At 56.9% G+C, this 17,329-nt stretch carries 16 protein-coding genes; 14 read left to right on the top strand and 2 right to left on the bottom strand.

The genetic code is table 11. From position 1 onward, the window contains the following. The first annotated feature begins 90 nt into the window (after positions 1-90). From ELR57_RS16980 to ELR57_RS16970, 3 genes are read left to right on the top strand one after another with little or no spacing between them, the layout of a single operon-like run. Entirely contained in the window at positions 91-714 is a 624-nt protein-coding gene (locus ELR57_RS16980; RefSeq protein WP_126960279.1) for an ECF transporter S component, read from the top strand. Then, the gene (locus tag ELR57_RS16975; RefSeq protein ID WP_126960278.1) at positions 711-2,147 is read left to right on the top strand and encodes an ABC transporter ATP-binding protein; all 1,437 of its coding nucleotides are present in this window, start codon (positions 711-713) and stop codon (positions 2,145-2,147) included. The genes ELR57_RS16980 and ELR57_RS16975 overlap by 4 nt, the downstream gene beginning before the upstream one ends. Beyond that, the gene (locus tag ELR57_RS16970) at positions 2,125-2,919 is read left to right on the top strand and encodes an energy-coupling factor transporter transmembrane component T family protein (protein ID WP_126960277.1); all 795 of its coding nucleotides are present in this window, start codon (positions 2,125-2,127) and stop codon (positions 2,917-2,919) included. Before ELR57_RS16975 ends, ELR57_RS16970 begins: the two co-directional genes overlap by 23 nt. A gap of 187 nt (positions 2,920-3,106) precedes the next feature. On the opposite strand, the gene nspC is transcribed toward ELR57_RS16970, so the two are convergent. Both nspC and ELR57_RS16960 read right to left on the bottom strand, forming a co-directional pair. Continuing rightward, positions 3,107-4,234, bottom strand: a complete 1,128-nt coding sequence (gene nspC / locus ELR57_RS16965; protein ID WP_126960276.1) for a carboxynorspermidine decarboxylase — start codon at positions 4,232-4,234, stop codon at positions 3,107-3,109. A gap of 1 nt (position 4,235) precedes the next feature. Continuing rightward, positions 4,236-5,477: a saccharopine dehydrogenase family protein gene (locus ELR57_RS16960; protein ID WP_126960275.1), complete on the bottom strand. Its 1,242-nt coding sequence runs from the start codon at positions 5,475-5,477 to the stop codon at positions 4,236-4,238. A gap of 661 nt (positions 5,478-6,138) precedes the next feature. On the opposite strand from ELR57_RS16960, the gene pnuC reads away from it, so the two are divergent. From pnuC to ELR57_RS16905, 11 genes are all read left to right on the top strand, one after another. After that, a complete protein-coding gene (gene pnuC / locus ELR57_RS16955) occupies positions 6,139-6,816 on the top strand; it encodes a nicotinamide riboside transporter PnuC (RefSeq protein WP_126960274.1) in 678 nt (225 codons plus the stop codon). Beyond that, entirely contained in the window at positions 6,813-7,826 is a 1,014-nt protein-coding gene (locus ELR57_RS16950) for an AAA family ATPase (RefSeq protein WP_126960273.1), read from the top strand. The genes pnuC and ELR57_RS16950 overlap by 4 nt, the downstream gene beginning before the upstream one ends. 32 nt (positions 7,827-7,858) lie before the next feature. Beyond that, positions 7,859-8,746, top strand: a complete 888-nt coding sequence (locus ELR57_RS16945) for an NUDIX hydrolase (protein ID WP_126960272.1) — start codon at positions 7,859-7,861, stop codon at positions 8,744-8,746. A 3-nt stretch (positions 8,747-8,749) separates the two neighbouring features. Beyond that, positions 8,750-9,301 (top strand): riboflavin biosynthesis intermediates N-glycosidase, encoded by a 552-nt coding sequence (locus tag ELR57_RS16940; protein WP_126960271.1) that lies wholly within the window; start codon positions 8,750-8,752, stop codon positions 9,299-9,301. Between the two features lie 50 nt (positions 9,302-9,351). Beyond that, positions 9,352-10,179 (top strand): TIGR02452 family protein, encoded by an 828-nt coding sequence (locus ELR57_RS16935; RefSeq protein WP_126960270.1) that lies wholly within the window; start codon positions 9,352-9,354, stop codon positions 10,177-10,179. A 120-nt stretch (positions 10,180-10,299) separates the two neighbouring features. Then, positions 10,300-10,926: a YhbD family protein gene (locus tag ELR57_RS16930; RefSeq protein ID WP_126960269.1), complete on the top strand. Its 627-nt coding sequence runs from the start codon at positions 10,300-10,302 to the stop codon at positions 10,924-10,926. Between the two features lie 12 nt (positions 10,927-10,938). After that, positions 10,939-11,622, top strand: coding sequence for a hypothetical protein (locus ELR57_RS16925; protein WP_126960268.1), 684 nt, complete (start codon positions 10,939-10,941; stop codon positions 11,620-11,622). A 33-nt stretch (positions 11,623-11,655) separates the two neighbouring features. After that, complete coding sequence (locus ELR57_RS16920) at positions 11,656-12,333, top strand: hypothetical protein (RefSeq protein WP_126960267.1); 678 nt, start codon at positions 11,656-11,658, stop codon at positions 12,331-12,333. Between the two features lie 45 nt (positions 12,334-12,378). Next, entirely contained in the window at positions 12,379-13,929 is a 1,551-nt protein-coding gene (locus tag ELR57_RS16915) for an MDR family MFS transporter (protein WP_126960330.1), read from the top strand. A 125-nt stretch (positions 13,930-14,054) separates the two neighbouring features. Then, positions 14,055-15,587: an MDR family MFS transporter gene (locus ELR57_RS16910; RefSeq protein WP_126960266.1), complete on the top strand. Its 1,533-nt coding sequence runs from the start codon at positions 14,055-14,057 to the stop codon at positions 15,585-15,587. A gap of 119 nt (positions 15,588-15,706) precedes the next feature. Further along, a complete protein-coding gene (locus ELR57_RS16905; RefSeq protein WP_126960265.1) occupies positions 15,707-17,293 on the top strand; it encodes a peptide chain release factor 3 in 1,587 nt (528 codons plus the stop codon). Positions 17,294-17,329: the final 36 nt, after the last annotated feature.

Here is a 17,329-nt window from a genome sequence, read left to right as displayed (position 1 = left end):
CCTGCCCTTTTTCGGGGCAGGCTTTTTCTATTATTCAGACCGGCTTGCGCTTCAACGCAATCTATTAACCGAGAGGCAGGCGTTGGAAGTATGGCGGCACAAGGAGTAAGCACGCAAAGCAAGAAATCCCGGGGGCTTAAGCTGACCGACATTCTGGTCACGATCGTGATCGCGGTCGTGTTCGGCATCATCTACAAAATCTGGGAACCGATGTACGACGTCATCAAGCCGATCGGAACGAATGCGGAACAGACGGTGTACGGCATGTGGTTTATCGCGGGCACGTTCGCTTACTTGGTCATCCGCAAACCGGGCGTCGCCATTCTCGCGGAGGTCGCCGCAGCGAGCGTCGAAGCGATGCTCGGCAGCTCCTGGGGCATATCGACGCTGTGGTACGGCTTGCTGCAAGGACTCGGCGCGGAAATTTTCTTCCTATTGTTCCTGTACCGCGAGCGAAGCGCATCCCTCGGCGTCGTCTCGATGGCCTCGCTCGGCGCCGCGGCGGGCTCGCTCGTGCTCGATTTCGGCTACGGCTACATCGAGTCGCTGTCGGCTTGGAACTACACGCTGTTGATCGGCTTGCGGGCGCTCGGCAGCATCGTTATCGCGGGCTTCATCTCTTATTACCTGGCCAAAGCGATCGAATTGACAGGCGTTACGAACGCGCTGCGTCCGGCTTCCAAGGAAGACTTCGACGCGCTTAACCGGGCATGAGCCAAGGAAACGTCGCGACAAGCGTAACCAACTTGAAATTAAAGTTCGCCGGAGAAGACGCCCTGTTGTTCAAGGGCGTTTCTCTCGCTTTTCGCCAAGGCGAGAAAACGCTGCTGCTCGGTCCGAGCGGGTGCGGCAAATCGACCCTGCTGCAAGTATTAAGCGGGCTGATTCCGGGAAGCATCGACGTTCCGATGATCGCCGACGGCATTCAGGTGCCGGAGCGATGGGGGTTCGTCTTTCAAGATCCGGATACGCAATTCTGCATGCCCTATGCCGACGAAGAGCTGGCGTTCGCCCTGGAGAACCAGAATGTTCCGCGCGAACGAATGCCGGCTCTCATTCGGGATTATATGGACCAAGTCGGATTGAAGCTCGATGACTTGCATGCTCCGATTCAAGCCATGTCCCAAGGCATGAAGCAGCGGCTGGCGATCGCCTCCGCGCTCGCCATGAAGCCGGACGTGCTGTTCCTCGACGAACCGACGGCGCTGCTTGATCCCGAAGGGACCGATCAAGTGTGGTGCACGATCCGGGCGTTGCCGCCGGAGATGACGATGATCGTCGTCGAGCATAAGATCGAAGGCGTGCTGGACTTGTTCGACCGGGTCGTCGTACTCGCTCCGGACGGGTCGATTATGGCGGACGGCGATCCGGACGAAGTGCTGGAGCGTCATCGCTCCGAGCTGCAACGTTACGGGATATGGTATCCCGGAGCGTGGGACGATCATTTGAGGGACAAGGCGGAGGCGGTGAAGCCGGGTCCTTCACAGCCGATCTTGCTGCGCATGGAACGATTCAAGGGTAAACGAGGCTCGACTGTCGTCATCCAGGCGGATAAGGCAGCGGCTGCGGCCGGCGATTGGATCGGCATTACCGGTCCTAACGGCGCGGGCAAAAGTTCTCTGCTGCTCTCGATCATGCGTCTATTAAAGACGGAAGGCCGCTGCGAGGTTGCCGGACGGTCCGCGGGGAGAACCGAGCAAGCCGCTCGGCAGGCGGCGTTCGTGTTTCAGAATCCGGAGCTTCAATTCGTCGCGAACTCGGTTAGAGACGAAACGGAATACTCGCTGGCGGTCCGAGGCGACGATCCGGCATCGCGAAGGAGAGCCGCGGACGAATGGATGGATTGGCTGGGACTTCGGGATCTCGCGGACCGGCATCCCTTTCAGTTGTCGACGGGGCAGAAGCGCAAGCTTAGCGTAGCTGCGGCGGTCATCGGCGGCCAGAGGCTGCTGCTGCTCGACGAACCGACGTTCGGGCTCGACGCGAGCAGCACGTTCGCTTTGTTGGACAAGCTGGAGCAGTTGCGGGCAGGAGGGGCCGCGATTCTCATGATCACTCACGACGAGAAGATCGCGGAGCATTACTGTACGAAGCGATGGCGCATAGAGAGGGGGCGACTGCGCGATGAAGCTGTCTTTTCCCCATAAAGAGACTTGGCTGCACAGGGTAAATCCGACGTTGAAGCTGGTCGTTTTCTCCATCTGGTTCGTCGCCGTCATCCTGATCCATAACTTTAACGTTATGGTTAACGTTGCCGTTCTGTCGCTGTTGTTGCTCGTATGGTCAGGTCACCCGTGGCGAAGGCTGCTGCTCTACGCGTCGCCTTTCCTGCTCGTATTCGTATCCACTTCGACGGGCATGATGTTCTTCGGCAAAGGAGAGACCGAGTGGTGGGATTGGGGACTTGTCCATATCACGAAGGAAAGTTTCTTTCGGGGGCTTCATCTCGGCTTTCGGGCGCTGAGCGTGGCTTCGGCCGGTCTGCTGTTCGGTCTGACGACAAGACCGGTCATGCTGTTCTACTCGCTCATGCAGCAGGCGAAGCTGCCTCCGAAGTATGCATATAGCTTCATGGCCGCGATCCGGATGGTACCGATTCTGGTCGAGGAATTCCAGACGCGCAGGCATGCGCTTAAGATCAGAGGCACGGTCCGGAAGGGGTGGGGCGGCAAGTTGTATCGAAGCATTAGCCGATATGCCGTTCCTTTGCTGGCGCAAAGCATCAGGCGCGCTCATCGCGTCGCGGTCGCCATGGAGGCGAAGCGATTTGCCGGTAGAGGCGGGCGGACCTATTATTATGTCATCGGTTATTCGTACCGGGACTTCCTGTTCGCGGCCGTTACGGCGGCATTATTCGTCATCGCGGCAATGGCTGGCGAGCTTTTTCCGTACGTGGTGGCCATCACCGACGTCCGATAAGCTTGGCGCATCGCACATACTCTACACAAAGCCCCCGGGATCGCTTATAGGCAATCCCGAGGGCTTTGTCTTAACGCTATGATATTACGACGTTCGTCAAGGTTGGCGAACCGCCTGGTGCGGACCCGCATGCTGGGCGGTGCGAGAGGACCGTGGCTAGCTGCCCCTTCATACTCGAATGGCTATTCTACGCCAGCCTTACCTTAAAGTCTTCGTATCCGAATTGGCGGACGACTCGGCAGTCCCCGTCCTTGCCTTGAACGGCGATCGCCGGAAGCGGCATGCCGTTGAAGGTGTTGGTCTTCACCATGGAGTAAATCGCCATGTCCCCGAACACCAAGCGATCGCCGCACTTCAGCGGCTGATCGAACGAATAGTCACCGATCACGTCTCCCGTCAGGCAGGTTTGGCCGCCGAGACGGTAAGTGAAAGGCTTCTCTCCGGGCTCGCCGGAATGAGCGAGCGGAGGACGGTACGGCATCTCCAGCACGTCCGGCATATGGCACGTGGCGGAGGTATCCAGAATCGCGATGTCGATTCCGTTCTTATGAAGGTCCAGCACGGAAGTGATGAGGTAGCCCGCATTCAGGGCCACGGCTTCACCCGGCTCCAGATAGACCTCGAGGCCGTACTTCTCTTGCATTCTCTTGATGCAAGCTTCGAGCGTGGCGATATCGTAATCTTCTCTCGTGATATGATGGCCGCCGCCGAAGTTGATCCATTCCATCTTCGGCAGGAATTCGCCGAACTTGGCTTCGACCGCGTTAAGCGTCGTCTCCAGGTCGTCGGAGTTCTGCTGGCAGAGGGTATGGAAGTGCAGGCCGGATACGCCTTCCAGCAATTCCGGGCGGAAGTCGTCCCGCTTGACTCCGAATCGGGAGCCGACGGAGCACGGATCATAGATCTCATGGCCGACCTGGGTCGAGCATTCCGGGTTGATTCGGAGACCGATTTTCCTCCCGGCGCGCAGCGCCTTGTCTTTAAACTTCTCCAACTGCGAGAAGGAGTTGAAGATAATGTGATCGCAGATGGAGATGATCTCGTCGATCTCGTCTTCCCGGTAAGCGGGGGCAAAGACGTGGTTTTCTTTGCCCATCTCTTCATGGCCCAGACGCGCTTCGAACAAGCCGCTGGCGGTCGTGCCGCTCAGGTACTCGCCGATAAGCGGGTACAGGGTCGTCATGGAGAAGGCTTTCTGCGCCAAGACGATCTTGGCTCCCGTTCTCTTCATGACTCCGTTCAGGATCTTAAGGTTCTTCTCGATAAGGGCCTCGTCTACGACGTAGCAAGGCGTCGGCAATTCGTCAAACCGCATGTTATCGAACCAGCTCCGGTTGCTTATTAGGCGTTTCTTGGCCGTCATCGACCAGAACGGGGTTGAAGTCCTCTACCCACGGAAGACCCCACTTATTGAGCTCTTCCATGAACGGATCCGGATCGAACTCTTCGACGTTGTAGACGCCGGGCTTATTCCACTTGCCGGTCAGAACCATCGCCGCGCCGATCATGGCCGGAACGCCGGTCGTGTAGGAGATCGCTTGCGAGCCGACTTCCTTGTAGCACTCTTGGTGATCGCAGACGTTGTACACGTAATACTTGACCGGTTTGCCGTCCTTTTTGCCTTGGAAAATGCATCCGATGTTCGTCTTGCCCACCGTGCGAGGTCCGAGCGAAGCCGGATCCGGCAGGACAGCCTTCAGGAATTGGAGCGGAATGATCTGCTTGCCTTCGAATTCGATCGGCTCGATCGAAGTCATTCCGACGTTCTCCAGCGCCTTGAGGTGAGTCAGGTAGCTTTGGCCGAAAGTCATGAAGAAGCGGATGCGCTTCAGTCCGGGCATGTTCTGGGCAAGGGATTCCAGCTCTTCATGGTACAGCAAGTACATATCCTTCTGGCCGACTTCCGCGAAGTCGTAGACGCGCTTGATCTCCATCGGCTTGGTCTCGATCCATTCGCCGTTCTCCCAGTAGCGGCCGTTGGCGGATACTTCGCGGATGTTGATCTCCGGGTTGAAGTTCGTCGCGAACGGATAGCCGTGGTCGCCGCCGTTGCAGTCCAGGATGTCGATGTATTCGATCTCGTCGAAGTAGTGCTTGAGAGCGTAAGCCGAGAAGACGCCGGTTACGCCCGGGTCGAAGCCGCTGCCCAGAAGGGCGGTAATGCCCGCCTTCTCGAAGCGCTCGCGGTATTCCCATTGCCACTTGTATTCGAACTTAGCCGTATCTTCCGGCTCGTAATTGGCGGTATCCATGTAATGAGTCTTGGTGGCGAGGCAAGCGTCCATGATCGTCAGATCCTGGTACGGGAGAGCCAGGTTCATGACGATGTCCGGCTTGAACTCGTTGATCAGGGCGATAAGTTCGTCCACGTTGTCCGCATCCACCTGCGCGGTCGAGATCTTCGTCTTGCCGCCGTCCAGCTTCGCTTTCAGATCGTCGCATTTGGATTTCGTGCGGCTTGCGATGCAGATTTCCTCGAAGACCTCACTGTTTTGAACACATTTGTGGATGGCAACCGAAGCCACTCCACCGGCACCGATAATTAGCGCTTTTCCCATTTTTCTCGCTCTCCCTTGCTCCTGTTTTGTTTTGGGGTCAAGATGGTTGCCGCCGTCTTTTATCGCACAAAAAAAACAAGTGTAATAAACGCTTCATCGCGTATCACACTTGTTTAGATAATCAGGAATATTAAATGCCGCCGAAAACATACTTCGGGACATAGCTCACTAAGGGGGCCGCTTAATATTCAAAATATATCGGTGACGTATCAGAGTCTATATAGCAAATAATCGCCTTTAATACTCTTATTGATCGTTTCACAAGTTAGATGTGCGATGCTAGGCATCGGTCGAAGTGCAACCAAACTTATAAAATTTGAGCTTTTAACTCAATCAATAAGGCAACAAAAGTTGCCGATCGGCATTTGACCCGGCTGTCCGTATGGCCTTAACTTCCTTGCGGATGTGGTCAAAAATTATCTGCTTGGAAAGACTCCCGAATATTTTTGAATATCAGCTTTCCAAATCGCAAGTTTCATATTATCACAAACTCTAGATTTAGCAACTAGAAATTTTTTAACCTTATCAGTCAACTTGGGTAATCCGCAAAAGTCAGGGATAAGAAACGTCTTGCAGACCCGCTCGATTTCTGTTATTTTGATATTAACAAAACGTTATTATCAAATTGTTACTAAGAAGAGCAGATGCGGAGGGGATGACCATGCAACGAGTTTGGGGCGGCTGGAATCGGTTCGAGATCGCATGGATGGCCTTATTCAGCGCAGTAGCGGTGTGTTTCACGATCCTTTCTAAGGATACCTTCTTCGGATTCACCGTATTTATTACCGGAGTGCTGTGCGTGGTACTCGCGGCCAAGGGCAGCTTAAGCAGCTACGTCTTCGGAATGTACAACACGTTCGGTTATGCGTATTTGGCTTACGTGAACGGATTGTTCGGAGAAGTCATGCTGAATTTGCTCTTCTTCGTCCCCATGAATGTCATCGGGTTTATCCTGTGGAGAAACAATCGCCGCGATGGCAAATTAACGATGCTTAAGCTGGAAAATAGGGCGCTTCTGCTAGTGGGAGCGGTCTGCGCGGTCGGCAGCTTGCTGCTGGGATTCGGGCTCTCGTTCATTCCGGGACAGAACTCTCCTTATATTGATGCCGTAACGACTGTTTTATCCATCGTGGCGACCTTCCTGATGGTCCGAAGATTCAAGGAGCAGTGGCTGTTGTATATCGTTCTGAACATGTTCACGGTGCTGCTGTGGGTGATCCGGACGATGGAAGGCAGCGGCGAAGGCGCGCTGATGATCGTCATGTGGAGCGCCTATCTCGTTAACGCGGGATACGGCTACTACAATTGGAACAAAGGAACGAAGGAGGCCGCGGCATGAAGAAGCTTGGCTTGACGCTGGGAAAGTTCGCCCCGCTGCACAAAGGACATCAATTCATGATCGAGACGGCCCTGGGGGAGGTCGACGAGCTGATCGCGGTGATCTACGACACGACGGTGACCCCGATTCCGCTCCACGTCCGGGCGAACTGGATTCGCAAGCTGTATCCGACCGTCCGGGTCATCGAAGCATGGGACGGTCCGGACGGGTATTCGAACGACCGGGAGCATGAGGTCCGTGAAGAACAATATATTCTCGGGCTTCTGAAAGGTGAGCAAGTGACGCACTTCTACTCCAGCGAGTTTTACGGCGAGCATATGAGCATCGCTCTGGGCGCCGAGGATCGTCGGGTGGACGAAGCCCGCGAGCGAGTGCCGATCTCGGCCACCATGGTCCGTTCCGATCCGTACAAGTACCGCGAATTCGTCTGCGATCTTGTCTACCGGGATCTGATCACGAAGGTCGTCTTTGTGGGAGCGATGTCGACGGGCAAATCGACGATAGCCGAGGCGTTGGCGAAGCGTTACGGCACTGCCTTCGCAAGCGAATACGGACGCGATTATTGGACCGAGCATCAGGTGGATCGCCGAATCGGCTTCGAAGCCTTCGACGAGATCGCGGTTGGCCATCTGGAGCGGGAAGAGCGAGCCTTGCTGGAAGCGAACCGGTACCTCTTCGTGGACACGAATGCGATCACGACCTATATGTTCGCGCTCGACTACCATGGCAAGGCGCCGGAGAAGCTGACGCGCATCGCGTTGGAGAACGCGCAGCGGTACGATCTGTTCTTCCTGTGCGACGACGATATTCCTTACGACGACACCTGGGACCGGAGCGGGGATCAGAAGCGCCACGTGTTCCATAAGCAGATCATCGCGGACTTGAAGGAGCGCCGGATTCCCTATATTACGCTGAGGGGAAGCTTGGAAGAGCGAATGCGCAAGGTAGACGAGGTGCTGGCGAAGTTCGTGCCGTACGGGAACTACTTCGGAGAACGGGAAGTCGACTAAAGATCGGGGATTGCGGAAGGAGTCGAGGAGCATTGGATTTGTTGGATAAGGACGGCCTTACGGAGAAGGAATACCTGGAGAGATACCGGGCGGGGGATTACGAGCGGCCGTCGGTGACGGCGGACATGGTTATTTTCACCGTGACGAATACCGAAGCCGACAGCTACCGCAAGCTTCCGGAGAAAGAATTGCGCGTTCTGCTCATTCGTCGCGGGGCGCATCCGTACTTGGGCAGATGGGCGCTTCCGGGCGGCTTCGTCCGGCCGGGCGAGACGACGGAGCAGGCCGCCGCGAGGGAACTGCGCGAGGAAACCGGGGTCGATGACGTTTATCTGGAGCAGCTGTACACCTTCAGCGACAGCGGGCGGGATCCGCGCACCTGGGTCATCAGCTGCAGCTATCTCGCTTTGATCGATGGCGATCAGGTCGAGTTGAACGCGGGGGACGATGCGGAGGCCGCAGCCTGGTTCAAGGCGACCTACCGGCTGCTGCGGGAGCGGAAGGAGCATCTCGAGAACGGGTACGTGCGGACGCAGGAATACGAACTCAAGCTCAGCAGCGAAGAGAAGGAGCTCACGGCCGTCGTGGAGCGGACGGTGACGGCTAAGCCGACCTCGAAGTTGACCTCCTATTCCATCGTATCGAACAACGGGCTGGCTTTCGATCATGCGAAAATGATTGCCTGCGCCATCGAGCGTTTGCGGGGGAAAGTCGACGATACCGATATCGCGCTGAATTTGATGCCGCCTCTGTTTACTTTGACCGAGCTCCAGCAGGTTTATGAGGTCATTCTGGACAAAGAGCTGCTGAAAGCCGCCTTCCGGCGCAAAGTGGCCGAGCTTGTGGCGGAGACGGACCATTACACGGAGAACGCGGGGCATCGCCCTTCCCGCTTGTACAGGAGAAGGCTGGAGGAGTAGAGGATGACGTATACGATAGAGGAGTTAAGAAAGGCCCATAACGCGGGCGAGAGATTCAAGTTCCTATTCTTCTGGGGCCACACGCCGGCCAAGATCGGCAGCGTCGACAAGAGCTGCTTCAGTCAATGGTGGAGGAGCCCATTCGAAGTAGAGGGGACGGCTTACTCGTGCGCCGAACAGTTCATGATGGCCGAGAAGGCAAGGTTGTTCGGAGACGGAGAAATGCTGGAGTCGATCCTCAAAGCCAATCACCCCAAGGAGATGAAAGCTTACGGGCGAGCGGTCCGGAACTTCGACAACGACGTCTGGGAGCGGGAATGTTACGGGATCGTTCGAAGAGGCAGCTTGGCCAAGTTCTCGCAGAATTCGGAGCTTGGCGAGTTTCTCAAGTCGACCGGCAGCCGAATTCTTGTCGAAGCAAGTCCACTGGATCGAATCTGGGGGATCGGCATGGAACAGTCCCATCCGGATATCGAGAATCCAACGAAATGGAGAGGCAGGAACCTGCTCGGATTCGCGTTGACCGATGTTCGGGATGAACTCCTTAGAGGCTGACGGACTCCTAAGCATCGGTTCGAATAGTAGGAAGGAAGAAGGGGAGAACAATGAATCGCAAAGAGATTGCAGAGGAAACCGTGCGGATTCAGCGGCAGGGGTTCTATGAATGCGGAGGCCGCCGGGTCGAGATCGGCGCGGCCCAGAAGCATTCGGAGGAGAGCGCCGAGCTGATAACGCCGGAGCAAGGAAAGGCGCTGGCAAGGGAAGCTTCCGATTTGCCTAAGCTGCCGCGGAGAGCGGCGTATTCGGTCGCCAACGAGGCATCCGTGAAGGCAATCGCGGATCTGTCCAAGGCAGGCAAGGGACAAGTCGGCGTGCTCAACTTCGCCAGCGCCAAGAACCCCGGAGGGGGATTCCTCAACGGGGCGATGGCGCAGGAAGAGAGCTTGGCGGCCTCTAGCGGCTTGTATGAGACGCTGCTGCGGAACGAAAGCTACTACGCGGCGAATCGGGCTTGCCCGTCGATGATGTACACCGACCATGCCATCTATTCGCCGGACGTTGTGTTTTTCCGCGATCATCGCTTTAGCCTAGTGGAAGAGCCGATGACCGCTTCGGTGCTGACGCTGCCCGCCGTGAACCATGGGCAGGTCTTGCTTAAGGGAGAGGACGCCGGCAAGGCGGAGCGGGCGATGAAGGATCGGATGCGGCTTGCTCTGGCGATCTTCGCCTGCCGCGGCGACAAACGCCTCATCCTTGGCGCCTATGGCTGCGGAGTCTTTCGCAACGATCCATCGAAGGTCGCCGCATGGTGGAGGGAGCTTCTGGAGGAGGAGGGCTTCGGCTTCTTATTCGAAGAGATCCGCTTTGCCGTCTTGGATACTTCCCGCGACGGAAGAACCATTCAGGCCTTCGCCAAAGAGTTTAACGGCTGATTCTCATATAGTGAATATCTAAAGCGGCCCGATTCTGCGACTAAGTTGCAAATCGGGCTCATTGTTTTATTTACAACGTAACAGTGTTATGTTACATTAACTTCAAGGAGCGTGACGACGATGTCGGAGAGAGAACTGATCTCGAAGAAGGATTTGCTGGAGATGACGGGAATCTCATATGGACAGCTGTATCGCTGGAAGCGCAAGCAGCTTATTCCCGAAGATTGGTTTATTCGCAAGTCAACGTTTACGGGGCAAGAGACGTTTTTTCCCAAGGAGCTCATTCTTCCCCGAATCGATAAAATCGTGAACATGAAGGATGACCTGTCCCTCGATGAGCTGGCGGATAAGCTTTCTCCGTTCGTGTTCGACCATCCGATGCGCAAGGATGAGTTGATAAAACGAAACATTGTTTCGCGAGTGGTGCTCCAGCGCTTCGGAGAGAACGACCCGGATAACACGGTGTACTCATTCGAGCAGATTCTGGCGTTCTACACGGTCGACCGGCTGCTGCAATCGGGCTCCATGAGCCTGGACGAAGGGGAACTGCTGCTTCTTACGCTCAAGGAGCACGGAGAGAAGTTCGACGGCCGGGCGTGCGAGCTGATCTTCATTCGCAAGATGGGCGTACCGGTGTTCGCGCTGGCGGCATCTCCCGTGGAATTATACTTCGAGAGCGGAACGAAGGTCGTTTTCCAGGCGTCCATGACGGATTATATCCAGCAGCTCAAGCTGAAGCTGACTTAAGGAGGAATAACGATGGAACGAGTGATGACCTATCCGGACCTGACGATTAACGGAATCGGTCAGGCATCGGGCGGAACCTATCGCGAGGTTCGGATCGACGGAGTCAGCAAGCTGAAGGGCGACATCGAATGCGAGAGGCTTTGTTTGAACGGAATCGCAACGTCTCATGGGACGGTTCGCGCCAAGGTGCTGGAATGCGACGGCAAGTTGAATGCCGGAAGCCTGCTGGATGCCGGCAATGCCCGAATCAACGGCATGATAAAGGTAAAAGGCGTATTTCGCGGGGAAGAAGTCGAGCTTAACGGCTATCTTAACGTCGAAGGCGATCTGTCGGCGGAGAAATTGCAGCTTCGGGGCGCCCTGACGGTAAAAGGCTTGCTGAACGCAGGCGACGTGGAGATCACGGCGGAAGGGCGCTGCGTCGCACGCGAGATCGGAGGCGAGACCATTCGCACGAGAAGAGTCAAGACCGGCCCGTGGCGCGCGATGTGGAGCTGGGCGATTCCGAAGCTGGTCGCCGTTATCGAAGCGGATACCATCGAAGGGGATCTTATCGAGCTCGAGCATACGGTCGCTTCGGTCGTTAGAGGTTCCAGGGTGACGATCGGGAAGGGCTGCCGAATCGGCCGCGTCGAATATGCCGAAGAGCTGAAGGTGCATCCGGAAGCGAAGATAGAGAATCCGGTCAAAGTATAAGCAGAACGCTAAAGGAGGAAGGAGGAGATGGCCATGTCGATACCGTCTAAAGGAAATTTGAGGTTGGTCGGCGAAACAACGATGAACGGCGGCGTGTTCGGCCGAGTCTCGATCATAGGCGATAGCAGGCTGATCGGGCGCACGCAGTGCGACAGCTTCAGCTGCACCGGCAACTCGCAGGTGGAAGGGGAACTGGCGGCAGGGAGTATGAAAGTCATTGGCGAGCTAATCGTAGAAGGCGACTTGAAGGCTCATACCGCCAAGCTGACGGGCGAGATCCGAGTGCAAGGCAGCTCCCAAGGCGACCGCCTGAACGTCACGGGCGGCATGTTCCACGTCGAAGGGAACTGCGAATACGAGCAGATCCTCGTCAGGGGGATGATCGTGGCTAAGGGACTGTTAAGCGCGGACCGGATCGATCTGAGGCTGTTCGGAGGGTCGACGGCATCGGAGATCGGCGGAGGACATATTCTTGTTAAGCAGAGCAAAGCGATGTCGCTCAAGAAGCTGTTCGTTTCCCATGACTTCGGAACCCTCAGAGCGGGGACGATCGAAGGCGATGTCATCGAGCTGGAGCATACGATCGCGGATGTCGTGCGGGGCAACCGCGTCACGATCGGGCCGGGATGCGAGATCGGCCGGGTGGAATATCGGGACGATCTGAGGCTGAGCAAGAAGGCGAAGGCGGCCAAGCAAGTCCGGATCGATTAGGAAAAGAAAACGAAGAAACGAAACGGGAGTGGAGCGCAATTGGCTATGGTCAGAAGGAATCGGATCGGCCTCATCCTGGCGGGACTCATGCTGGGGATTTTTGTCGCCGCGATCGACAACACCGTGGTCGGAACGGCGATGGCGACCATCGTCTCCGATCTGGGCGATTATGACAAGATCGTATGGGTAACCTCGGCGTATCTGGTTACGGAGATGGCGGGGATGCCGATCTTCGGCAAACTGTCGGATATGTACGGGCGCAAGAGATTTTTTATATTCGGCATTGCCGTCTTCCTGCTGGGATCGATCCTGTGCGGAACGGCTAACGGCATCGTCGAACTAAGCATTTATCGGGCGATTCAAGGAATCGGGGGCGGCGCGCTCATGCCGATCGCCTTCACGATTCTGTTCGACGTCGTCCCGGTGGAGAAACGCGGCAGCATGTCGGGCATCTTCGGAGCGGTATTCGGCACCTCAAGCCTGATCGGTCCGCTGCTCGGCGCCTATATTACGGATCACATCGATTGGCGCTGGATTTTCTACATCAACCTTCCGATCGGCATCGTATCGCTCATCTTCATCATCTTCTTCTATCACGAGTCGCGTCATCACGAGAAGCAGCGGATCGACTGGTGGGGGGCCTCGACTCTGGTAGGCGCCGTCGTCTGCCTGATGTTCGCGCTTGAATTCGGCGGCCAGCAGTACGCTTGGGATTCGACGTTCATTACCGCGCTCTTCGCGGGAGCCGGGCTGCTTCTCGCTGCCTTCCTCTATGCGGAGACGAAGGCTTCGGATCCGATCATCTCCTACGATATGTTCAAGAAGAGACTCTTCGCATCGAGCACGCTGGCTGCGTTGTTCTACGGAGCCGCGTTCATCACGTTCGCGATGTACATTCCGATCTTCGTTCAAGGGGTGAACGGAGGTTCCGCGACGAATTCGGGCCTTGTTCTCCTGCCGTTAACGCTGGGCTCCGTCGTCTCGGCTCAGTTCGGAGCGGTCCTGTCGATGAAGACCTCGTACCGGAACGTCATGATCGTCTCGGCCGTCATCCTGACGACAGGCGCCTACCTCCTGTCTACCATTGAACCGGATACTTCCCGCGCTCTGCTCGTCACGTACCTCGTCATTACCGGCGTTGGCGTCGGCTTCTCCTTCTCCGTGCTCGGCATGTCGAGCATGCACGGGTTCAGCGAGAGGCAGCGCGGCTCCGCGAGCGCGACGATGTCGTTCATCCGTTCGCTGGGCATGACGGTCGGCTTGACCGTCTTCGGCATCCTTCAGCGGAACACGCTGGGGACGAAGATGTCGGACGCCTTTGCCGGCGGAGAGGGAGCGGGGGCAGTCGGCGGTTCGTTCAGCAACCTGAGAGAGTCCCTGACGCCGGAGAAGCGCGCTCAGCTTCCGCCGGACGTGCTGAATAAGATCATAGACGCCATGTCGTCCTCCATCACGCACATGTTCAAGTGGGCTATCGTTCCGGCCGCGCTGGCGCTGGTCGTCGTCTTCTTCATGGGCCGATCGAGGCTGGAACTGCCCGAGAGAGCCGCAGGCAAGAAGCCCGGAAGAGCGGTCGCGAGCGAGAAGACGAAGTAGGCATTGCCTTTATCTTCCGGTTCATATTCAGTTCATGTAAGGCGATTACGATGATCTCCGCAAAGGGGGAACTCCTTCAAGGCGATGAAGGGTTCTCGTAATCGATATAAGGCAGAGGTGTCAAAATGGTTCAAGCTAAAAGCAACAACAAAGCTCTCGTGCTCACGGGTCTGCTGATCGGACTCATCTTCGCGGAGCTTGACGAGACGGTTGTCTCGACCGCGATGCCGACGGTCATCCGCGATCTTCATGGCTTGTCGCTATATGGATGGGTAGCCGGCATTTATATGCTGGCAATGACGATGTTCATGCCGATTCTCGGCAAGCTGGCCGATTTGTTCGGGCGCAAGCGCGTCTACTTGATGAGCATCGCACTATTTATCGGCGGCTCTATCGTCGGCGGTCTCGCCGTCTCGATGCCGATGCTGCTCGTCGGTCGAGGGATTCAAGGGATCGGCGCCGGCGGCCTTATGCCGCTTGCCATGGTCATCCTAGGCGATACGTATCCGGTCGAGCAGAGAGCCAAGATTCAGGCGATGATCGGCCCGGTCATGTTCCTGCCGCAACTGTTAGGTCCGACCGTCGGCGGCTACATCGTCGACCATATCAACTGGCATTGGGTGTTCCTGATCAATATTCCGGTTGGTCTGCTAGCCGCGCTGATCATGAGCCTCGGCTTGAAGGAGACGAGAGGGGAAGAGAGACGGACGATCGACTGGGCAGGCGCCTTCACGATGATGCTGGGACTGCTGTCGCTGCTGCTCGCTCCCGTGCTGGTCGACAACCGCGGTCTTGCCTGGTCGTCTCCGTGGGTGATCGGATTGTTCGTTCTGTCGGCCCTGCTCTTCGCGCTGCTCGTGCGAATCGAGAAGAAAGCCAAGGAGCCGCTCGTGCCGCTGCATCTGTTCAAGAATCGCACGGTCGTCGTTCTATCGCTGTTCGTCTTCGTCTTGATGCTGGGCCTCATGGGCGGCTTCGCGTCGTTCCCGTTCTTCGCGCAGCACGTCATGGGACTGACGCCGACCGCTTCGGGATACCTGAACATGGCGTTAATGGCAGGCGCGATTCCCGTCAGCATCCTGATCGGATTCCTGATTACTCGCGTCCCTTATCGTAATATTTTTATCGTTGCGTTCATTCTTCCGATCATCGGCATGTACCTGATGACGCAGATCGGGGTCGGAACGACTGTCCTCTATATTATCGTTGCGTTCTTTATCTTGGGCCTTGGAATCGGGGCGTTGTTCGGCGGAGACAATCTGATCGTACAAGAATCGGTCGACAAGAAGGACAGCGGGATCGCGCTTTCGACCGTCCAGCTGTTCCAGTCCATCGGCACCACCATCGGCATGAGCGTGTTCGGCAGCCTGCTCGCGAAGAATATCAAGAGCGGCGTTATGGAACTGAGCGATCAGCTTCCGAATGGCGCGGCGGATTCAATCGCGAAGGGAGATATTCCGGCGGGGCTGTCTGCGGACGTGATCGGGAAGGTGAACGCGGCATTCTCGGATGCGTTCCAGAACATTTTCGCCATCGGCTTCGGCTTTGCGATTGCGGCATTCGTGATCGTCTGGTTCTTGAAGAAGGAGGTACTCTCCAAGAGGGACGAAGAAGGACCAGGGGGAGCTATCGGGGAAGCCAAGGCGCTCGAGGCGTAATCGCCGCATATAGCGTGCACCTGAACGAACCGCCCATTGGCGGTTCGTTTTTCCCTTTCCTGCGGGACATTGTGCTATAATGATAATTGCCATTTTTTTAGGGAAGGGAACTTCAGACAATGAGCCAAACGCTGCGCGAAGAATTGAAACAAGAGGTGGCCAAGCGCCGCACCTTCGCGATTATCTCTCACCCCGACGCGGGGAAAACAACCCTTACCGAGAAGCTGCTCCTGTTCGGAGGAGCCATTCATATCGCCGGTTCCGTCAAAGCGCGCAAAGCGGCCCGCCATGCGACGAGCGACTGGATGGAGATCGAGAAGCAGCGCGGAATCTCGGTTACTTCTTCGGTTATGCAATTCGAATATGCCGGCAAGCACGTCAACATTCTGGATACGCCGGGTCACCAGGACTTCAGCGAAGACACGTACCGCACGTTGACGGCCGCCGACAGCGCGGTCATGCTGATCGACGTCGCCAAGGGCGTCGAGGCGCAGACGATCAAGCTGTTCCAGGTGTGCGCGAAGCGCGGCATTCCGATCTTCACGTTCATCAACAAGCTGGACCGAGAAGGCCAGAATCCGTTCGAGCTGCTGGAAGAGATCGAGCGCGTGCTGGGCATCCGTTCGGTCCCGATGAACTGGCCGATCGGCATGGGCCGCGAGCTGAGCGGCGTCTACGACCGGATGAAGAACCAGGTCGAGCTGTTCCAAGGCACCGACCATTCCACGATCGAGGTTCGCCCGGTAGCGGACTACAACGATCCGCGCATCCGCGAGATGGCGGGCGATTATCTTGCCGACCAGCTGGCGCAAGACCTTGAGCTGCTCGACGTCGCCGGCGATCCGTTCGACTACGAGAAGGTGCTGGCCGGTCAATTGACTCCGGTCTTCTTCGGCAGCGCGGTCAACAACTTCGGCGTGCAGACGTTCCTCGAGAACTTCCTGCAGTTGGCTCCGGAACCGACCTCCCGCCAGAGCACCTCCGGACCGGTCGAGCCGGATCAGGAGAAGTTCTCCGGCTATATCTTCAAGATCCAAGCGAACATGAACCCGGCGCACCGCGACCGCTTGGCGTTCCTGCGGATCTGTTCCGGCAAGTTCCAACGCGGCATGAGCGTTCGCCACGTCCGCGCGGGCAAGGATATCAAGCTGGCGCAGCCGCAGCAATTCCTGGCGCAGGACCGCGAGATCATCGATACCGCGTATCCCGGCGACATTATCGGCTTGTTCGACCCGGGCATCTTCCGTATCGGCGACTCCTTGAGCGAAGGAAGCAGCATCGTGTTCGACGAGCTGCCGACGTTCTCCCCGGAGATATTCTCCAAGGTATCGGTTAAGAACGCGCTGAAGCAGAAGCAATACCTGAAGGGGCTGGACCAGCTGACGGAAGAAGGCATGGTTCAGGTGTTCACCTCCGTCGGCGTGTTCGAGGATACTTACCTCGGCGTCGTCGGCCAGCTCCAATTCGACGTGTTCGAGTATCGGATGAAGAACGAATACGGCGTCGACATTCAGCTCGCGCGCACGACGTTCCAATTCGCGCGCTGGATCGTCGCCGATAAGGTCGACCCGACCAAATTCCGCATCAACTCGACGCTCGTCAAGGACAAGAACGACAACTACGTCGCGCTGTTCGAGAACGAATACGCGATGCGCACGGCGATGGAGCGCATGCCGGAAGTGAAATTCCTGGAGACGGCACCGTAATTCACAAACAACAAGCCTCTTGCGGACCGACCGCAA

It is taken from the genome of Cohnella sp. AR92, from assembly GCF_003990975.1.
GTDB lineage: Bacteria > Bacillota > Bacilli > Paenibacillales > Paenibacillaceae > Cohnella.
The sequence above is the reverse complement of the archived record's forward strand: the minus strand, read 5'-3'. Positions and strand labels throughout refer to the sequence as shown.